This is a genomic window from Chelatococcus sp. GCM10030263 (assembly GCF_042666455.1).
Lineage (GTDB): Bacteria > Pseudomonadota > Alphaproteobacteria > Rhizobiales > Beijerinckiaceae > Chelatococcus.
Genome location: NZ_JBHTDB010000009.1, coordinates 327209 through 342045, shown reverse-complemented (window position 1 = coordinate 342045; position 14837 = coordinate 327209). Strand labels below are relative to the sequence as shown.

The following is a 14837-nucleotide window of genomic DNA, read 5'->3' as shown; positions in this document are numbered from 1 at the left end:
AATCACCCGGCCCGTCCACCATCGGGGCGCGACTCAACCGATGGGGGAAACAATGTCAGAAGAGAGACGAACGCTTAGCCCGCAAGAGCAGCGGGCCCACGACATCGCAGCACAAATCGCTCTAAGCGAACTGGTCCGATTCTGCTTAGGCGAGATTTGCTTCTCGCCTGATCGAGATGAGTTCCGGCGCCGAGTAGCGTCGCTTGAAAGCACGATTATAGACCGGCTTGGACAAGACGATCTGTTTCCTGGCGCAGACGAGTACTCGGCCACCTTCATCAAAGAGGCCGCAGCCGCTTACGTATCGAAGATTGTAGCGTCTATTCGCCATCCTGACGACCATCGGCTCGACCCAGAACACCCGCGGTAACACTGCCCAAATTTATCAACGTGGCCGGCGGAACTGACGCGAGATCCATCCGCTGTTTTCGAGTCAGCCTTGGGCGCTTCACCTCACCGACATTGGCAGAGCGCCTGAGCTTGGCCAGGAACTCGCGAAGACGGACCCCAAACGCCTTCTGATCATGGAACAATAGGGAGTACATAGTCTCGTCTCCGTCGGAAAAAGGTGATGTTGTGGAAGCCGCGCGCGGGCAGCGTCATCAGATCGTCGGCCATCACGCCCGGCCCCTCGTCAGTGTGAAGCACGAGCATCTGCCGCCCGTCCTGCACAACGACGCCGAGGTGGAAATCGCGGCCATCGACATTGCCCATCAGCACGAGCGCGCCGTCGAAGGGCCGCGGCACCCGTTCCCAGCGCGCCCGCTCGGGATGGCCGAGGATAGCGCGGGCGACCGCGCGGGGCTCGGCCGTCTGCCGCGCGATCTCCGGCAGATCCCCGCCATAGACATCGCGCAGCACATGGCGCGCGAGGCCGTAGCAATCGAAGCTATCTGGACCGTCCGCCCCCACGACATAGGGGCGGCCGATCAGCGCCGCGAGGCGCGGAAGACGGTCGGTCATCACGACGCCGCCAGAAGCGACGGGTATTCGTTCGAGGTGTAGAGCTTGCGCAAGTACTTAAGGTTTTGCGCTGTCGCCACCGTCACGCTGCCGGAGACGCTGGCTCCGGTCGTCGCCACCTCACGCATGACGAAGCGGAACGGCCCGTAAGCAACCGTCGTCGGGTCGGACGACATGTAGACCCGATAGATGCAGACCAGGTCGGTATACATCGTCTCAGCCACATCAAGATATTGGTCGACCTCCCGACCGATATTGTCGACGGTCACCGTCGCTTCAGGCGCCCTGCCCTCTTCAAAGCTCGGAAAGTCGAACATGAAAGGAATGGCGTTGAAGGTGACGGCCTGCCCCGGCTGGAGCGGCGCGCCGAGGTCGAGCGTCAGAACCTTGTCCTTCAGCTGGTTGACGGCGCGGATGGCAATCAGCACCCCGATCTCGATAAAGGCCGGATGGTGCAGCTCCAGCGTCTCCATGGCGACATCGGTCTTGTCATCCGACGCCATGTTGATCGCGAATTCAGGGGTCCAGAAATCGACCATCAGATATCCCGCACATCGAGACTGAAGGACACGAGGCGCATTGGTCCGACCGGCTGCACCTTGACGGCATTCGCGCCGCCAATGATGCGCACCGTCTTCGACTCGCAGCCCGTGCCTGTGTAGACAGGCATCGTGAACTCGGCAGCGCCCTGGCCGAGGTCCGTCAGGAGGAATGCCTTGAACGCCGCGTATTGCGTGGCGCTCATGACGATCGCATAGGGCATCTGCGCGATGACATCGACGAACTTGCGTCGCGCCCGCACATTGCCGCCGTCCATATCCGTCTCGAGCAACGGCCGAGCGAGCTGGTCGATCGACCACGACGACAGTTGCGGCTTGCTCGGTACGCTAGCCGGCCAGGATGGGAGAGCCATCAGCGGCGCCCTCCCATCCTGCTCACCCCGTACCTTTTCTGGAATTGCTGGGCGAGCGGGCCGTTGCTCGAGAAGTCCCTCGCGATAACGCCCTTCACCATCACGTCCAGCCGCGTGCCGCTCGGCGTCTGTGTAGTCTGTGTTTGCACGTCACTGCCATTCTGGTTGATGACGTTCACCTCGATGCCTCCACCCCCGCCACCGCTACGCAGCGCCGCATTCGGGACAACCGTCCCATTGCTGCCGAAGCGGACCATCTCCGGCCCGTTCTCGCCAACGAGGTAGGTCTTGCCGCCCTGGACGGGACCACCCGATGCACGCGCGCCGAACAGCCCTGAGAGCGAACCGATAAGCCCGCCCGTCTTGCCACCAGCGCCCGCAGTGCCGAACAGACCGGCAAGCGGCCCCTGGCCCAGCAGAGCGGCCTGTAGTGCCGCGTCACCAAGCGCCGACACGATGCGCTTGAGCGAGTCCTCAACCGTGGCCGAGCCGGTTACGATGTCCGAGAAGAACGACGATAGGTTGTCGCCGATGAACTGCTGGAGTTCACCGAACTGCTGTTGTTTCTCGCGGGCGTCGTCCAGGGCCTGCGCGGCGCGGCCGTATGCGGACGAGAGCTCATCCACACGCTGCCGCACGGTCGCATCGACCGGGATGCCTTCCTTATCGACGGCCAACCCGGCGCGCTTGGCGTCGGCGTAGAGCTTGACCGTCTCGGCCGCCTTCTCACGCGCCGCGGTCGTCTGCGTCAGGCCGGCGCGTTCCGCCTCGAGCTGCGCGATCTGCTCGCGGGTGGTGTCGAGTGAGCGATCGAAGCGATCGTCGGGAGACTTGCGCGATGATCCCGCGCCGGAACCTGACTTGGTCTTCGGCGAGACAGAGAAGTCTTTAAGCGAAACCGGTTTGACGGGCGGTGGTGCAGGGACCTGCTGAACCGGCCCATACACTTCGCCGGGCGCGAGCTTTCGGGTGCTGGTGCCATTGATCATGCTGCCGAACTGCGCGCCGGCGGCGCCGAGTGCACTGTTCTCCTGCGCTATCCGGCGAATGTCGGAGAGCACCGGGAGCCGGGATGCGAGGTCCGTGAGGTGCTTTTCAAGATCGGCAACAGAGGCCGAGGCATCGGCTATGACGCTCGGGATGGCGGCAATCGCAGCCGCGAGCTGATTCATCGATCCCGCAACGCGGCCCGTAACGTCGGCGGTATCATTGAACTGGCCCACTATCTGGGTCAGCGCCGTCTCGACATTTTGCCAAGCCTGGCCGATTGTGCCGGTCGTTTTCGCTGCCTGATCAGCGAGCGTTTGCGTCCCGGCGAGCGTAGCGCGGAAAAACGCCTCCGAACTGACCTGGCCAGACTTCACGAGCTGCGTCAGTTTCGAGACGCTGCCGCCCGCTTCGGTCAGGCCAGCCGCAGTGGCTCGGAGCAGAGCCGGCATCCCGTCCAAGAGCGAATTATACTCTTCGGCCTGGACCGTGCCTCCGCCAAGCGCCTGCGCCAACTGAAGCAGCGCCCCTGATGCCTCCTGCGCCGTCGTGCCCTGGACTCGCAGCGCCAGCGCGACACTGCCGGTCAAGGACAGCATGTCCGATTGCGACGCTCCGAGATCCTTGGCCGACAGCGACATGCGGCTATAGAGCTGCACGAGGCTCTCGATCGGGGATCCGTTCTTCAGAGCGATCTGGGCGAGCGATTCAAAGACGCTCGTGAGGTGCTCGCCCTCAAGCCCGGTGACCTTCAGCTGGTTCTGGAGCTTCTGATAGTCGTTGGCGGCTTCCACCACCTTCACAGCGCCGAAGGCCGCCGCCAGAGCGGCTGCGAGCGGGCCGCTAACGCCAGCCGTGAGCCCGCCCGCTAAGCTGCTGCCGATCTTGCCTATCCCGGCCCTGAGCCCGCCCATGCCGCCCAGAGAGGCGTTGACGCGCTTCTGCGACGCTGCGGCCCGCCGCTCGATGTCACCGAGCGCCTTGTTCGCCACCACGCGCGAGCGGTTCAGTTCATTCTCGAACTTCTTCGCATTGGCCTCTAGCGAGACGACAAGGCGCTCAAGGTCAGTGGCCATGAATGTGCCCCAAATAACAAAAGGTATTGGGCGGGAATCGACCTATGCCGTTCCCACCCAAGCGTATTTCTCGACAAGATCGTCGAATTCTTCGGCGCTCATCGGCTCGACGGTGGTTTCGCCAACATTCGCCGCGTTCCAGCCATCAACGGCCGCGGCGAATTCCCAGAGCGACATGTCGTCGACCTGCCGCGGCGTCCAGCCTAGGACGGCTCCTGATCCATAGAGGGCGGCAACGGGGAGCCGTCCGTCTCCGGTTCGGTCGCTGCCGCCTCGTCTTTTCCCACCGGTTCATCAGGGTCGCCGACGAGCGCCGCCATCAGGACGACGTGCGCCGGCGTGATGTTCTCAAGCCAGGGCCGCTCGTCGACATAGCGCTTGATCAGGATCAGTGCGTCGCCGGGCTTTAGACCGCCGCCGATGAGGCCAAGTCGCAAGGTCTCGCGGACGTCGTCAACGCGCCACGAGCCGATGCTCAATCGCTGGACGATCTCGGCTGGCCCGGCGCTGCACTTGTCCTGCAACTCCCTCAACTGACCGATCGCCAGACGAAACCGATACTCGCCGTCGGCCCAAGGAAAGGTAATCGACCCGTCCGAGCTCATGCGCTGGCGTCCACCCAGACGATCTCGCCATCGTTCTGGAGCTCGATCTCGACCTGGATCTTGTTGCCGAGCTCGCCCGTCACGTTGAACGTGGTGAGGATAAACTTTCCCTCGAAATACCCGCCGTTGTTCGCAAGCGTGGTGTCGATCTTCACGCGAGCGTTCTTGCTGGCGCCGCTGAAGAAGTAGTCGCGCCAGGTCTCGAACGACTCCATGGCCAGAACGCCCGAGCCGGATACTGTGCCGGACAGGGCGCTGATCACACGCTCGGACCAGGACGCGGCGTCGGGATCATCGCAATCCGGAACTGTGATGTCGTTCGACGCGGCGGAGAGACTGATGCCCTTCGTCGTCAGACCGCAGGGAGCGGTAAAAGCCTCGGTGGGCGTAGCACCATCGCCGAGCATGACGAGCAGCTTAGCGGCGCTAAGGGTGGTCGGTTTTGCCAAGATGGCCTCCAAAAGAAAAGGCCGCTCATGGCGGCCGTGACGGTGTGAGTGGTGTCTAGGCTAGGTTATCGAATTACTTCCCTGCCCGGCCGCAACAACCTGCGCCATCTCAGTCTGAAATTGACGACATTCGTGCCGTTACAGAGGAGCCGATCGCATCTTTTTGCTGGAAGCAAAAAGCGAGCGCGGCCGCCGGTCGGTGCGGAAACCGGTCGGGGCGCTCAGTGTGTGGGTCAATTGCATTACCACGGTACCAGTGACAGACAGAGCGGCCCATGATAACAAGGGTGACCATTTTGGCGGACCGGTGATAGCGGGGCCAAGGACCGGACCACGGCAAAAGTAGGTCCCGTTTTCATGAGCAAGCAACAGAACGGCATGTCTTGAGCTGACTTCGGAATGAAGACGGAAGAGGAAATCATAAATGTCGTCATACAACCCAGCCGTTGAACAAGACGGGCGTACCAGGCTGCTTTCGCCATATCGCAATCGTCTGGTCCTGGCGCTCTGCGCACTCGCCGCCGGCGTTCTGATCGCCGGTTTCTGGAATTTTCATTGGGCAGACGGCTTCGGCCGGGAGATAGTCGCGGGCCAAACGATCGGAGACACGGAACACCTGTCCGGTTCCTATAGTGAACGTGGAGCGGGTTTCGGCTTTGTCTTTGCGATTATTGCTGGCTTAGCCGCGACCTTCACGGCGTGCAATTGCGTCGTCTTCGCCATGCTTCCGGGCCTTGCCTGCGCGACGGAGAAAGCCGGATCACCTCGGCGACTCGCCATTAAGGCGATCGGCATCTTCTCGCTTTTCGTCCTTCTGGTTTGCTTCGTTTACGGAATGTATGTCGGCTCGCTCGGACCGGAGCGCGTGGACGCCTTCAACGCCCGAGGAAACCGCCTGCTTCAGGCACAGGTGACATTCACCCTGCTCGGCGTCGTTCTGCTCCTCTGGGGTGTGATTTCGTTTGGATTCCTCGACGGCATGCTCCGCCGCCTGCCGCCCAAGGTGCTGCGCTTCGCCGCCTCGCCGCTGGCCAAGGCCTGCTTCATGGGAATCCTGGTCGGGCTGTTCGCCATTGGGCGGCCATTTCCCGTGTTCAGGGATTTTCTCGCCTATGCCGCCGCCTCGGAAAGCCCGCTGTATGGCGGCGCAGTGATGGCCCTGCAGGGGATCGGACAGATCCTGGTGATGGTCCTGCTGTTCCTGGTGCTGATCGTGCCGTTCTCCAACCGGCTGACGAACTGGTCGGCGCGGCACCCCGGCAGACTGGAACAATTCAGCTCGGCCACGCTACTCGCCGGCGGGTCCTACTTCGTATTCTATTGGGGCATTGCCTTCGCCTATGACGTCGGCAGATGGGGCTTCAAGCTGGACTGGTACAGCTAGCCTAACTGTATTGCGCGTCGACGAGCGCCCGGACGGTGACGACGGCGTGATTGATCACGCCGTCGGGATCGCGCAGGTAGCGCGTGTCCCGGTGCTCGATGAGCAGGAGGTCGAAGCCGGGCAGCACGAGGTCGGCGCCGTGCAGAACAGACCGCACGGCACCGGCGATCTCCGCCGCCTCGGTGCGCGCAACGGCCTGCGACCAAACATGCACGTCAAAAAAGACCTCGGCGCCATCGACGCAATCGGCATCGTCCTGCACGAGCTGAAAGCCGGTCAGGTTGACGTAAGGAAAGACGGCATTCGGCTCGACGCGATCGAAGACGCGGCCGGCGATGAGCGCCGCGAGTGCGGCATCGGCCTTCAGCGCCGCGACGGCCGCAGCCTGGAGCGCATGCGTCAATTCCATGATCATGATCCCGATGCGACGCGTTTAACCGCGCCTTTCACGCCGCGCGTAATGCGAGAGCGCACGCGCCGGCGCAGCGACCGGTAAGCCGGAAAGAAGTAGGGCTTCGCCGCCATCTTGACGGTGCCGAACTCGACCCAGCGGGCATAATAGGCATGGTCATTGCCGGCATAGACAGTGATGCGCAGATCACCCGTGCCGGCGCTCGCCAGGGCGATGCTGCCTTTCGGCGCATCGCCCCATGTCCAGCCGATGCTGTTGCGCAGACCGCCGCTCTCGACCGGCACAAGCGACTTGGCGAGGGCGACGATCTCCTCGGCGCCAGCCACCAGCGCCTTGCGGATCTCATCCTTGGCGGCATCAGGCAACACCGCGAGCTTGCGCCGCAAGCGATCGAGGCCGGCAACCTTAGCCATCCGCTTCTCCCGTGGTCGCGAGCAGATCGAGATAGCGGCGGTGCTCGTCCATATTGGCGACGGCCGTTATGTTGTAGAGCCGCCCGCTGCGGGCATCGCGCGCGCGCCAGGCGGGTGTGACGGCCGCCGCCGCCTGGAAATAGCGAATGGTGATCACGACGGGCTGGCGCCCCTGCAGGCGATCGGCCATCACCGCCTCGCCCCCCTTGAGCGGCCGGACGCGCGCGGCCGTGACGAAGCGCTCGACCCAACTGCCGACCGTGTTGCCGACATCGTCGGTCGTCTCCTCGCGCTCGTCGAAGGCGAAGCGCTCGCGCAGATCACCGGCGGCCATGCGTCTTATCCTTCGGTTTGTCGCAACGCTCCGCCTTGCCGGCGGCCGTCGCGGCCTCGGCACAAGCCGTGGTGACATAGGCCACGGTGCCGGCCTTATAGGCCCGGCACCACCGGCCCTTCCTCTCGGGCGGATACCAGTCGAAATCGGCGGTGAAGCGAACCCAAGGCATCGCTGCTCTCCTCAAGCCAATGCAGGATCGCGATAGCGGCGGAGGATGTTTTCCACGGCCGGCGAGATCGGATCGCTCTTGCCGTCGTCGCCGCGGTGCTCATATAGGTCGGCGAGGACGAGAAGGACCGCCGCCTGAACGAGCGGCGGGACCGTTTCCTCAGTCCAGCCATTGTCGGGCTTCTTCAGATAGTCGACGACGATATGGCTGGCCTGCTCGATCTTGAGATCGAGGTCGGCATCACGATCGGTGAAGTCGATATTGAGATGACGCTTGGCTGTTTCGAGGGAGACGAGATCCATCACGCCCTCCCGTCTTTCTTGGGCACACCCACACGCAACGGCTGGTGCGGCGTCGCTTCCTTAACGGCGGCATCTTTTCCATCGCGCCCGCGCTTGACGGCGAGGTGCCAGCCCTTCTGCCCTTCACCGGGCTTATCGGCGGTCTCGCCATCGCAGTGCCACAGAGAGCCGCCCCAGGTCACGGTGTCCCCGCGCTTGTAGGCCTCCCCTTCCTTGAAGACGCCGCGATAGATCATGACCGGCACGTCGAAGGCGAATTCCTTCGCCTGCTCGCCACGGACGAAACGGAAGGCAAAGCTGCGCTCGCCGTCATAGGTCATCTCGAGATCGTCAAAGCCCAGGCCATCCAGACCGTCTCTGCCGTCCTGTCCCTTCTCGCCGGGAGCACCATCGCGACCGACCACAGGACCGAGTTCCTTCATGGACCCGTCGGAGAGGGTGACGACGAGCTCGCCGCGCTGATTGATGAGCGCGCCAGCGAGGCCGACGCCATCATTGCCGTCAATGCCGGGCTCACCATCACGACCCGGCTCACCCGGATCGCCTTTCTCGCCAGCAGGGCCGGGAGCACCTGACTCACCCGGATCGCCCTTGTCACCCTTGTCGCCCTTGTCGCCCTGCGGGCCGATAGCGCCAGGCTCGCCCTTCTCTCCGGGCGGGCCTGGATCGCCGGGATCACCCTTAAGACCGGGCTCACCCGGCTCTCCGGGAAGGCCAGGAACACCTTGCTCGCCGCGGTCACCCTTCTCACCACGCTCGGGCTGACGCGCCTCCAAGACTGCGAGCCGCGTGAGGATAGGCGCGAGCGCCTTTTCGACGTGCGTCTTTACGGCGCCGACGATCTCGGCACCAAACGCCTTGCCATCGAACATCAGGCGAGCCCCTTTGTGATTTCGGCAAGCGCCAGGCGCGCGGCTTCGGCAAGATTGTCGTTTGCGCTCGGCGCGGCCGGCTCTGCCGACGGCGACGCCTTGGCGAAGGGATCATCCCTCGCGTCGCGCTTCGCCAGTGCCGCAAGGGAGAAGTCCTGCTGCTGCCGATACACAACGTCACCGCCCGCCACCGGCGGCAAGTCGAGCTTCTTGCGCTGCTCGTCCGGGGTCATAATGGACTTCGCTTTGTCCAGGACCTCCATCTGCGTCACGCTATCCATGCGCAGGAGGTTCTCGACGTCGAACTCGGTGCCGAGCGTGTCGCCCGTGGCGAGCCCCTCGTCGAGGCAAAGCTCGATAGCTTCGATCAGAACCTGCAGGCACTGGCTGTAGTACTCGGTGTTGAGTGCCTGCACGTTGTTGTAAGTCGGCATCTGGCCGATACCGATTTTGTAAGGTGGGACGTGATAGGTGGAGCACACAACCTCTGCGGACCATTTCAACTGCTCGATCAATTGAGCGTCGACGGCCTTAACCGACATGCTCTCAAAGCGGAGGCCATCACCGAGGACCGCCACCTTGCCAGCATTCTTGCCGGTGTAGTTCGCCTCCCAGTGCTCCTTCAGGCGCTTCGCTGTCTCGTCCGCGATCGCGCCTGGCGCCGTGAGGATGCCCGGCGTGGTCGAGCCGCCTTGAAAGAAGCCGGTCGAATTCTCCTGGATCGCGAGACCCTGCGTAGCGGCAAGACCATTCGCGAAGATCGGTGAGAGGCCAACGAGCGGGTGAAAGAAGCAGTTGAACCGATCGTGGATGATCTCGCTGGCCGGCACCGTCACGCTCTGTTCAAGCCCGACGAGATTGTCAGCCTGGAGCTGGTAGAAGACCGATCCGTCATCGGCGACGAGCGGCGTTACCAGTCGGGGATTGAGCACGTAAAGGCCGGTCACGACGTTGCGGTTGTCGCGGCTCTTCAGGACGTAGGCATTACCGGTCTGAAGCTTCGACAGCACCCAGTTCTCGAAGAACTGGATACGGTTCTGAAAATCATTCGGCTTGCGCAGCACCGGCGAATAGGCCGAGTTCTTGATCTCCGACCAGACCTTCGACTGGTCGTCGAATTGCACGAGCTTCACGCGCAGCTTGGCGATGTCGGACGCGATCAGCGTCTGGCATGCAAAGACGGCGTGATAGCTGAGAACGGAATCCGCCTTGACCTCAACGTTGCGCTGCCACGCGCCCGCGAAGCTCTCCAGGATGCTCCACCAGCCACGGTTAGAGCTCACTGGCGACAGGCTCGCGGCCTTTCGCGCAGTCGGGAACAGAGCGCCAGTGAGCGCCGGCAGAAGGATCCTCTCAGCCACCGCTCATCATCCTCAAGTAGAGATTCATGTAGGCGCAAAGGCAGAGAAACGCGCCGGCAATCAGCACCCACGGCAGCCCGCAGAGCATATAAATCCCCGTGAGGAGAAGACCTGCGAAGGCGATCTGGAGAGCGACAAGGGTGCCGGCGATCATCTTCAACCCTTCGCCTCGGCGATCTTCTCGCGCAGCGTTTCAGCATCCCAGCCGTGATAGGGTTTCTTGCCGATAACATCCTGATATTGCGCCCGGAGCTCGTGAAGCTCCTCCTCACGCGCCCTTTGCTGCGCAGCCTGGTCCTGGTCGGCAAAATGCGCCCGGCCGATCGCATTGAGGAGGCGAGCGTCCCGCGCGGAGGCCGCAAATTCGTCCTTGGCCTTCAGCCGGCGCGTGCCGTAGGTCATCGCGCGGTTGGCGATCATCGTTCTTTTCATGGTGTCCTCCATGAAGAAGCCGGCCGCAGTTGCCCGCGACCGACTGTCCGATTGAATGAAAAATCAGGCTTTAGCCGCCGGCTTCCACCTCCGGATCGCCCCAGGCAACGCCGGTGATCACCGCAATACCGGTGTCGCGGCGCCGCGCCCAGTTGAGCGTCCGCTCGGCGCGGAACGCCACGCTGTTCGTCTGGAACATGGAGACCAGCTGTGCGGCCGTCGGCGTCACAGACGAGCCGGTCGGGTTGTCGGCCATCTCCAGCGAGGCTTCGGTCGACATGTCCACGGCAACACCACCGTCGTCCGCGAACCAGATGTCGCTGGCGTTCGCGAGAACGACATAGCCGTCGACATATTCCGACGTGATCACCGGAAGCTGGAAGAACGTGCCGCCGTTCATCGTGATGCCGGCGAACTCGGGCTGATCGAGCGCCGTCCGCATCATCGACAGCGCCAGAGCTGTGGTCGCCGACATGATCCACACGCCGGACGAAAGCGGGTTGCTCGCGGTGACGAAAGCAGCCATGGCCGCCTTCACATCGGCGCGGATTGCGGCCGCGTCATTGCCGGACGAAGGGATGGCAGTCAGCCCGTTAGTGATCGAGGCCGGCTTCACGCCGTTCGTCCCGGCATTGGCCGGATCGATAAAGGCGGTGTCGATCGCCGCCGCAACGGCAGCCGCCAAGTCGTCGCGCAGGAGCGTCTCCGCCGACGGCGAGCTATCGCGAAGGGCTTCCATCGTCGCCACGGCGATGTTCGCAGCCTTCAGCGGCCCCAGTTCCGTACGGCCCCAGGACGGCTTCGTGAGCGGTTTGGCCGCGCCTTCGCCGACCCAATATCCGGTCGAGCCGCCGGTCTGACGGATCAACGGGACACGGAACGGCACTCGGCGCAACGCGGGGATGCCGCCGTTGCCGAATCGCCCGACGATGGTCATGGGCCGCAAGTACTCCACGAAATCGCCGAAGCCGCCTTCGTTGCCGATCAGCGCGGCGTCGGTCGTGGTGTTCACCGCCGTGACGGCCGCCTTCACGATGCCGACGAGATCGGGATCGCGCGAACCATACTGCTCCTCGACCACCGACATCAGGTCACGGCCGCCCTTCCGGGCCAAGCCCAGGCACCGGGCATAACGCGCGAAGCGAATGCCAGGCTCGGGCTTTGGCGCCTTGATCGTCACGCCGGAGCGCACGGCAGCGCCGTCCTCTACAGTTCGCACGTCGCCAACCGGCTTGGCGGTGGCCGCCTTCGCCTTCTGCAAGGCACGGAAGCGCTTCAGGTCGGCGTCGATCGTGTCGACCTCACCGGTGAGCGTGTCGAATTCTTCCTGTTCGGCCTCATCCGTGGAACGGCCCTCTTCGGCCGACTTGGAAAGGATCTCTTCCATGCGGGCGGCATTGGCCGCGCGCTTGGCCTCCAGAGCAGTGATCTGCTCGGCGAGCGTCTTCATGTCTCTGCCCTCCTTCGGGCGCAAGTTGATGGATTTGCGGGTATTTCCCGAAGCGCCGGGAGGTGCAGGCCGATCATCCGCCTTGGGCTCTTTGCCGGTCGCGGCGAGCAAGGGGGCGTCGATCGACTTGACGACTGAAATCTTGGCGTCAGCATTCGCCGGGATGGTTACGAGCGACAGCTCGAGCACCTCTGTCTCGGTGAAACGGATGCCGCCGCTGTCGAGAAATGCGTATTCGAGCGCACGGAAGCCAATGGAGACGGCGCGGACGAGGCCTGCCTTCAGTTCGCCCCATGCGGTGTCGACGCGGTCCTTGAGCGGGCCGGGCTGATCGATCTTCGGCAGCCGAGCTTCGAAGGTGATGCCGTCCTTCGTCGGAGCCTCGAACTGCACAGTTCCGACCGGCCGCTCGCTATCATGTTGATGCAGGAGTGGCAGCGGGTTCTTAAACGTGACGCCAAGGGGGTCGACGATGTCGCCGACCCGGTCGGGAGCAGGTGTCGTGGCGGTGCCGCGGATAACACGCTGCTCGTCCTCGACCGCTTTCACGGTCAGGATGGAATAGGCCCGGTTCATGATGGGATCTCCCGGCGGCGACCCGCCTATACGAAGAAGAGCTGATAGTCAGGCGACCGCGCCGGCTCGGGATTTCTGATCATCACCGTCACGGCGTCGAACATCGCCATCGCCGGATCGATCTTGGCATCGCCGGCATTCTGCTTGGTCGCGCGTATCGCGGTGGCGGTCGGCTCGATCTTGATATTGGACACGCACCACGCCATCAGCGACGAGCCGCCATGCCGAAGCGTGCCGTTCGCCAATTTCCGCTCGGCGGTTTTGATGGCGTTCATCATCGCGTAGCCCTGCGGCGCGCCGACGAGCAGGCCCGCCTCCTGGGTCACGCCAATTTCCGCGAGCGCCTCAATCATCTCGCCAAGCCCGGCTGGATCAACCGCGACCGGACCTAGCAGCCCGCGGCTCTTCACGTCGGCGACGATCTCCACAATGGCCGAGATGTCCTGGAGCTCGTCGTCCACGATCGTCAGCTCGCCGGCCTTTTCGAAATCGCTCAACCGCGCGGCGATCGACTTCCGGAGCTCCAGAACTCCCCTGTGGCACCACGCATGCGTCCAAAGGATCCAATCCCGGCTATGCTTCTCACGCCCGACAAGCGCCAAGCCGAACAGATCATCGAGGCCGCCGCCGTCGATGCCCGGCACGACGATCTCGCATAGATCTAGGAAAGCATTGAGGTCGGCGAGGGTTCGGCCGATGCTCCTATCTTCACGCGCTGGCCAAAAAGCTGCGCCAGGCCACCGATTGGCCCGGAGGTTCATGCCGATCTCTACGTTCAGGTGTTTGGCGAGGAAGGTTTGTGTACCCTTTCCGCCTTCTCGCGCGATGCCGAGCTGACGTACCAGCCAGTCCTGCCGCACCGAGCGGCCCAGATTTGGGTTGGTGACGTAGAAGTTCGCAGGCTCCTCATAAGCCTGGTTGACAACCATGTGCTGCGGGAACTCGTAGAGCACCGGCAGGAACTTCTTGTCTTCGATCTCGCCGTCCCGCACCTTGCGGGCATAATCCAATTTATCCTTGAATACGCCTGCCGGCGGTTCATCACTCTGCGTGGAAAGGTAGATCACGAAGCCTTCCGGCCTCGAAACCATGCCGCCGGTCGCCTCTTGGAGCATCGTGTCGGCGTTCTGGCGCTTGCCGAACACCCAAAGCTCGTCAATGAGGATGCGGCCCGACTTCTTGCCGGAAACGGTGTCGGTGTCGGCCGCGACAACCTTGAGCGCCGCCTTCGTCACCCGGTGGGTGATGGTACGGATATGATCCTGGACGTGGAACAATTCCTCTAGCTCAGGATCGTTGCGGACCATCGAAGCAGCGGGTTTGTAACTGTTCTGCGCCACCTCAATGGTCGGCGCCAGGATCAGGAGCTCCTCGTCCTCGCGCCAGTTCAGGATTAGGGCGGTGAGCATAATGCCCGCGGCAATGGTAGACTTCGTGTTCTTCTTGCTGATCAGCAAAAAGAACTCGGTAATAAGCTGTTCCCCGGTCTCCGGATTGTTGGCACCAAAAATCGCCGCGACGTAATCGAACACCCACTGGTCACACACATCACCAAAGCTTGGCTTACCTGGAAGGTCCACCACCTTTAGCGCCTTGAACACCGTCAGCGCGTGATCCGCCTCGCTAGGAAAGAGCGGTGAGAACGGAATAAGGCTCTGGCGAGCAACAATCCTTCGCTCCCAGTCTGGGCAAGCCGTGCTCCAGTCGGGCATTAGCTGTTATTCACCGCCAGGCGCGGACCAGACCGCGGCGCGAACTTGCCCCCGCTCGCTGCGGCCTGCTTGGCAGCTTCTTGCCGCTTCTGCTTCTTGCCGTCGGCCCCACCCGGCACGGCCGAAGCAGGCTTCCCGTGTCCGCGGTCCAGCAAAGCGTTCGCAGCGGCCACGCGAGCGGCTTCCTTCTCGCCGTTTAGTGCTATTTCGGCCAACGCCCGCACAGCGACTGCCGTGAAGGTCCGCGCCAATGCTTCCACGTCGGCCACAGTTGCGTCTTGCGCGGGTAGCTGCCGAGGCTCGCGCTTCTGGGTGCCCGTGGCCTTCCGCTTGCGTCCAGCGCCAGGACGGCATCCGCCACGGCCGACACCGGTCGATTTCGTCATGCCGTTTGAATCCCGTTTCAGAGGAGCGAGAAAAAAAT

General features: G+C 63.1%; 20 protein-coding genes. 1 reads left to right on the top strand and 19 read right to left on the bottom strand.

Features of this window, described 5'->3' with window-relative positions:
* Positions 1-522: 522 nt before the first annotated feature.
* From ACFQU1_RS20505 to ACFQU1_RS20475, 7 genes are all read right to left on the bottom strand, one after another.
* Positions 523-963, bottom strand: a complete 441-nt coding sequence (locus ACFQU1_RS20505; protein WP_378136131.1) for an NlpC/P60 family protein — start codon at positions 961-963, stop codon at positions 523-525.
* Positions 963-1502, bottom strand: a complete 540-nt coding sequence (locus ACFQU1_RS20500; protein ID WP_378136129.1) for a DUF1833 family protein — start codon at positions 1500-1502, stop codon at positions 963-965. The genes ACFQU1_RS20505 and ACFQU1_RS20500 overlap by 1 nt, the downstream gene beginning before the upstream one ends.
* Positions 1502-1876 carry a hypothetical protein gene (locus tag ACFQU1_RS20495; RefSeq protein ID WP_378136127.1) on the bottom strand — a complete coding sequence of 125 codons (375 nt, stop codon included), beginning with the start codon at positions 1874-1876 and terminating at the stop codon, positions 1502-1504. Before ACFQU1_RS20495 ends, ACFQU1_RS20500 begins: the two co-directional genes overlap by 1 nt.
* Positions 1876-3777, bottom strand: coding sequence for a tape measure protein (locus ACFQU1_RS20490; RefSeq protein ID WP_378136125.1), 1902 nt, complete (start codon positions 3775-3777; stop codon positions 1876-1878). Before ACFQU1_RS20490 ends, ACFQU1_RS20495 begins: the two co-directional genes overlap by 1 nt.
* Positions 3778-3981: 204 nt before the next feature.
* A complete protein-coding gene (locus ACFQU1_RS20485; RefSeq protein WP_378136123.1) occupies positions 3982-4116 on the bottom strand; it encodes a hypothetical protein in 135 nt (44 codons plus the stop codon).
* Positions 4117-4142: 26 nt separating this feature from the next.
* A complete protein-coding gene (locus ACFQU1_RS20480) occupies positions 4143-4544 on the bottom strand; it encodes a gene transfer agent family protein (protein ID WP_378136121.1) in 402 nt (133 codons plus the stop codon).
* A complete protein-coding gene (locus tag ACFQU1_RS20475; protein WP_378136119.1) occupies positions 4541-4993 on the bottom strand; it encodes a phage tail tube protein in 453 nt (150 codons plus the stop codon). Before ACFQU1_RS20475 ends, ACFQU1_RS20480 begins: the two co-directional genes overlap by 4 nt.
* Before the next feature lie 424 nt (positions 4994-5417).
* Here ACFQU1_RS20475 and ACFQU1_RS20470 point away from each other — a divergent pair, with 424 nt between their 5' ends.
* Positions 5418-6377, top strand: coding sequence for a hypothetical protein (locus ACFQU1_RS20470; protein ID WP_378136117.1), 960 nt, complete (start codon positions 5418-5420; stop codon positions 6375-6377).
* Position 6378: 1 nt separating this feature from the next.
* Here ACFQU1_RS20470 and ACFQU1_RS20465 read toward each other — a convergent pair whose 3' ends face one another.
* From ACFQU1_RS20465 to ACFQU1_RS20410, 12 genes are all read right to left on the bottom strand, one after another.
* Positions 6379-6786 (bottom strand): DUF3168 domain-containing protein, encoded by a 408-nt coding sequence (locus ACFQU1_RS20465; RefSeq protein WP_378136115.1) that lies wholly within the window; start codon positions 6784-6786, stop codon positions 6379-6381.
* Between the two features lie 2 nt (positions 6787-6788).
* Entirely contained in the window at positions 6789-7202 is a 414-nt protein-coding gene (locus ACFQU1_RS20460) for an HK97-gp10 family putative phage morphogenesis protein (RefSeq protein WP_378136113.1), read from the bottom strand.
* Positions 7195-7536 (bottom strand): phage head closure protein, encoded by a 342-nt coding sequence (locus tag ACFQU1_RS20455; protein ID WP_378136111.1) that lies wholly within the window; start codon positions 7534-7536, stop codon positions 7195-7197. The genes ACFQU1_RS20460 and ACFQU1_RS20455 overlap by 8 nt, the downstream gene beginning before the upstream one ends.
* A complete protein-coding gene (locus ACFQU1_RS20450) occupies positions 7523-7708 on the bottom strand; it encodes a hypothetical protein (protein WP_378136109.1) in 186 nt (61 codons plus the stop codon). The genes ACFQU1_RS20455 and ACFQU1_RS20450 overlap by 14 nt, the downstream gene beginning before the upstream one ends.
* A gap of 11 nt (positions 7709-7719) precedes the next feature.
* Positions 7720-8010, bottom strand: coding sequence for a head-tail connector protein (locus ACFQU1_RS20445; protein WP_378136107.1), 291 nt, complete (start codon positions 8008-8010; stop codon positions 7720-7722).
* Positions 8010-8882: a hypothetical protein gene (locus tag ACFQU1_RS20440; protein ID WP_378136105.1), complete on the bottom strand. Its 873-nt coding sequence runs from the start codon at positions 8880-8882 to the stop codon at positions 8010-8012. Before ACFQU1_RS20440 ends, ACFQU1_RS20445 begins: the two co-directional genes overlap by 1 nt.
* Positions 8882-10243 (bottom strand): phage portal protein, encoded by a 1362-nt coding sequence (locus tag ACFQU1_RS20435; protein ID WP_378136103.1) that lies wholly within the window; start codon positions 10241-10243, stop codon positions 8882-8884. Before ACFQU1_RS20435 ends, ACFQU1_RS20440 begins: the two co-directional genes overlap by 1 nt.
* On the bottom strand, positions 10236-10397 hold the full coding sequence (locus tag ACFQU1_RS20430) for a hypothetical protein (protein ID WP_378136101.1): 162 nt from the start codon (positions 10395-10397) through the stop codon (positions 10236-10238). Before ACFQU1_RS20430 ends, ACFQU1_RS20435 begins: the two co-directional genes overlap by 8 nt.
* 2 nt (positions 10398-10399) lie before the next feature.
* On the bottom strand, positions 10400-10675 hold the full coding sequence (locus ACFQU1_RS20425; RefSeq protein ID WP_378136099.1) for a hypothetical protein: 276 nt from the start codon (positions 10673-10675) through the stop codon (positions 10400-10402).
* 70 nt (positions 10676-10745) lie between these two features.
* Positions 10746-12701, bottom strand: a complete 1956-nt coding sequence (locus ACFQU1_RS20420) for a phage major capsid protein (RefSeq protein WP_378136097.1) — start codon at positions 12699-12701, stop codon at positions 10746-10748.
* 26 nt (positions 12702-12727) lie between these two features.
* On the bottom strand, positions 12728-14413 hold the full coding sequence (locus tag ACFQU1_RS20415) for a terminase large subunit (RefSeq protein ID WP_378136095.1): 1686 nt from the start codon (positions 14411-14413) through the stop codon (positions 12728-12730).
* Positions 14413-14799: a hypothetical protein gene (locus tag ACFQU1_RS20410; protein ID WP_378136093.1), complete on the bottom strand. Its 387-nt coding sequence runs from the start codon at positions 14797-14799 to the stop codon at positions 14413-14415. Before ACFQU1_RS20410 ends, ACFQU1_RS20415 begins: the two co-directional genes overlap by 1 nt.
* Positions 14800-14837 lie beyond the last annotated feature (38 nt).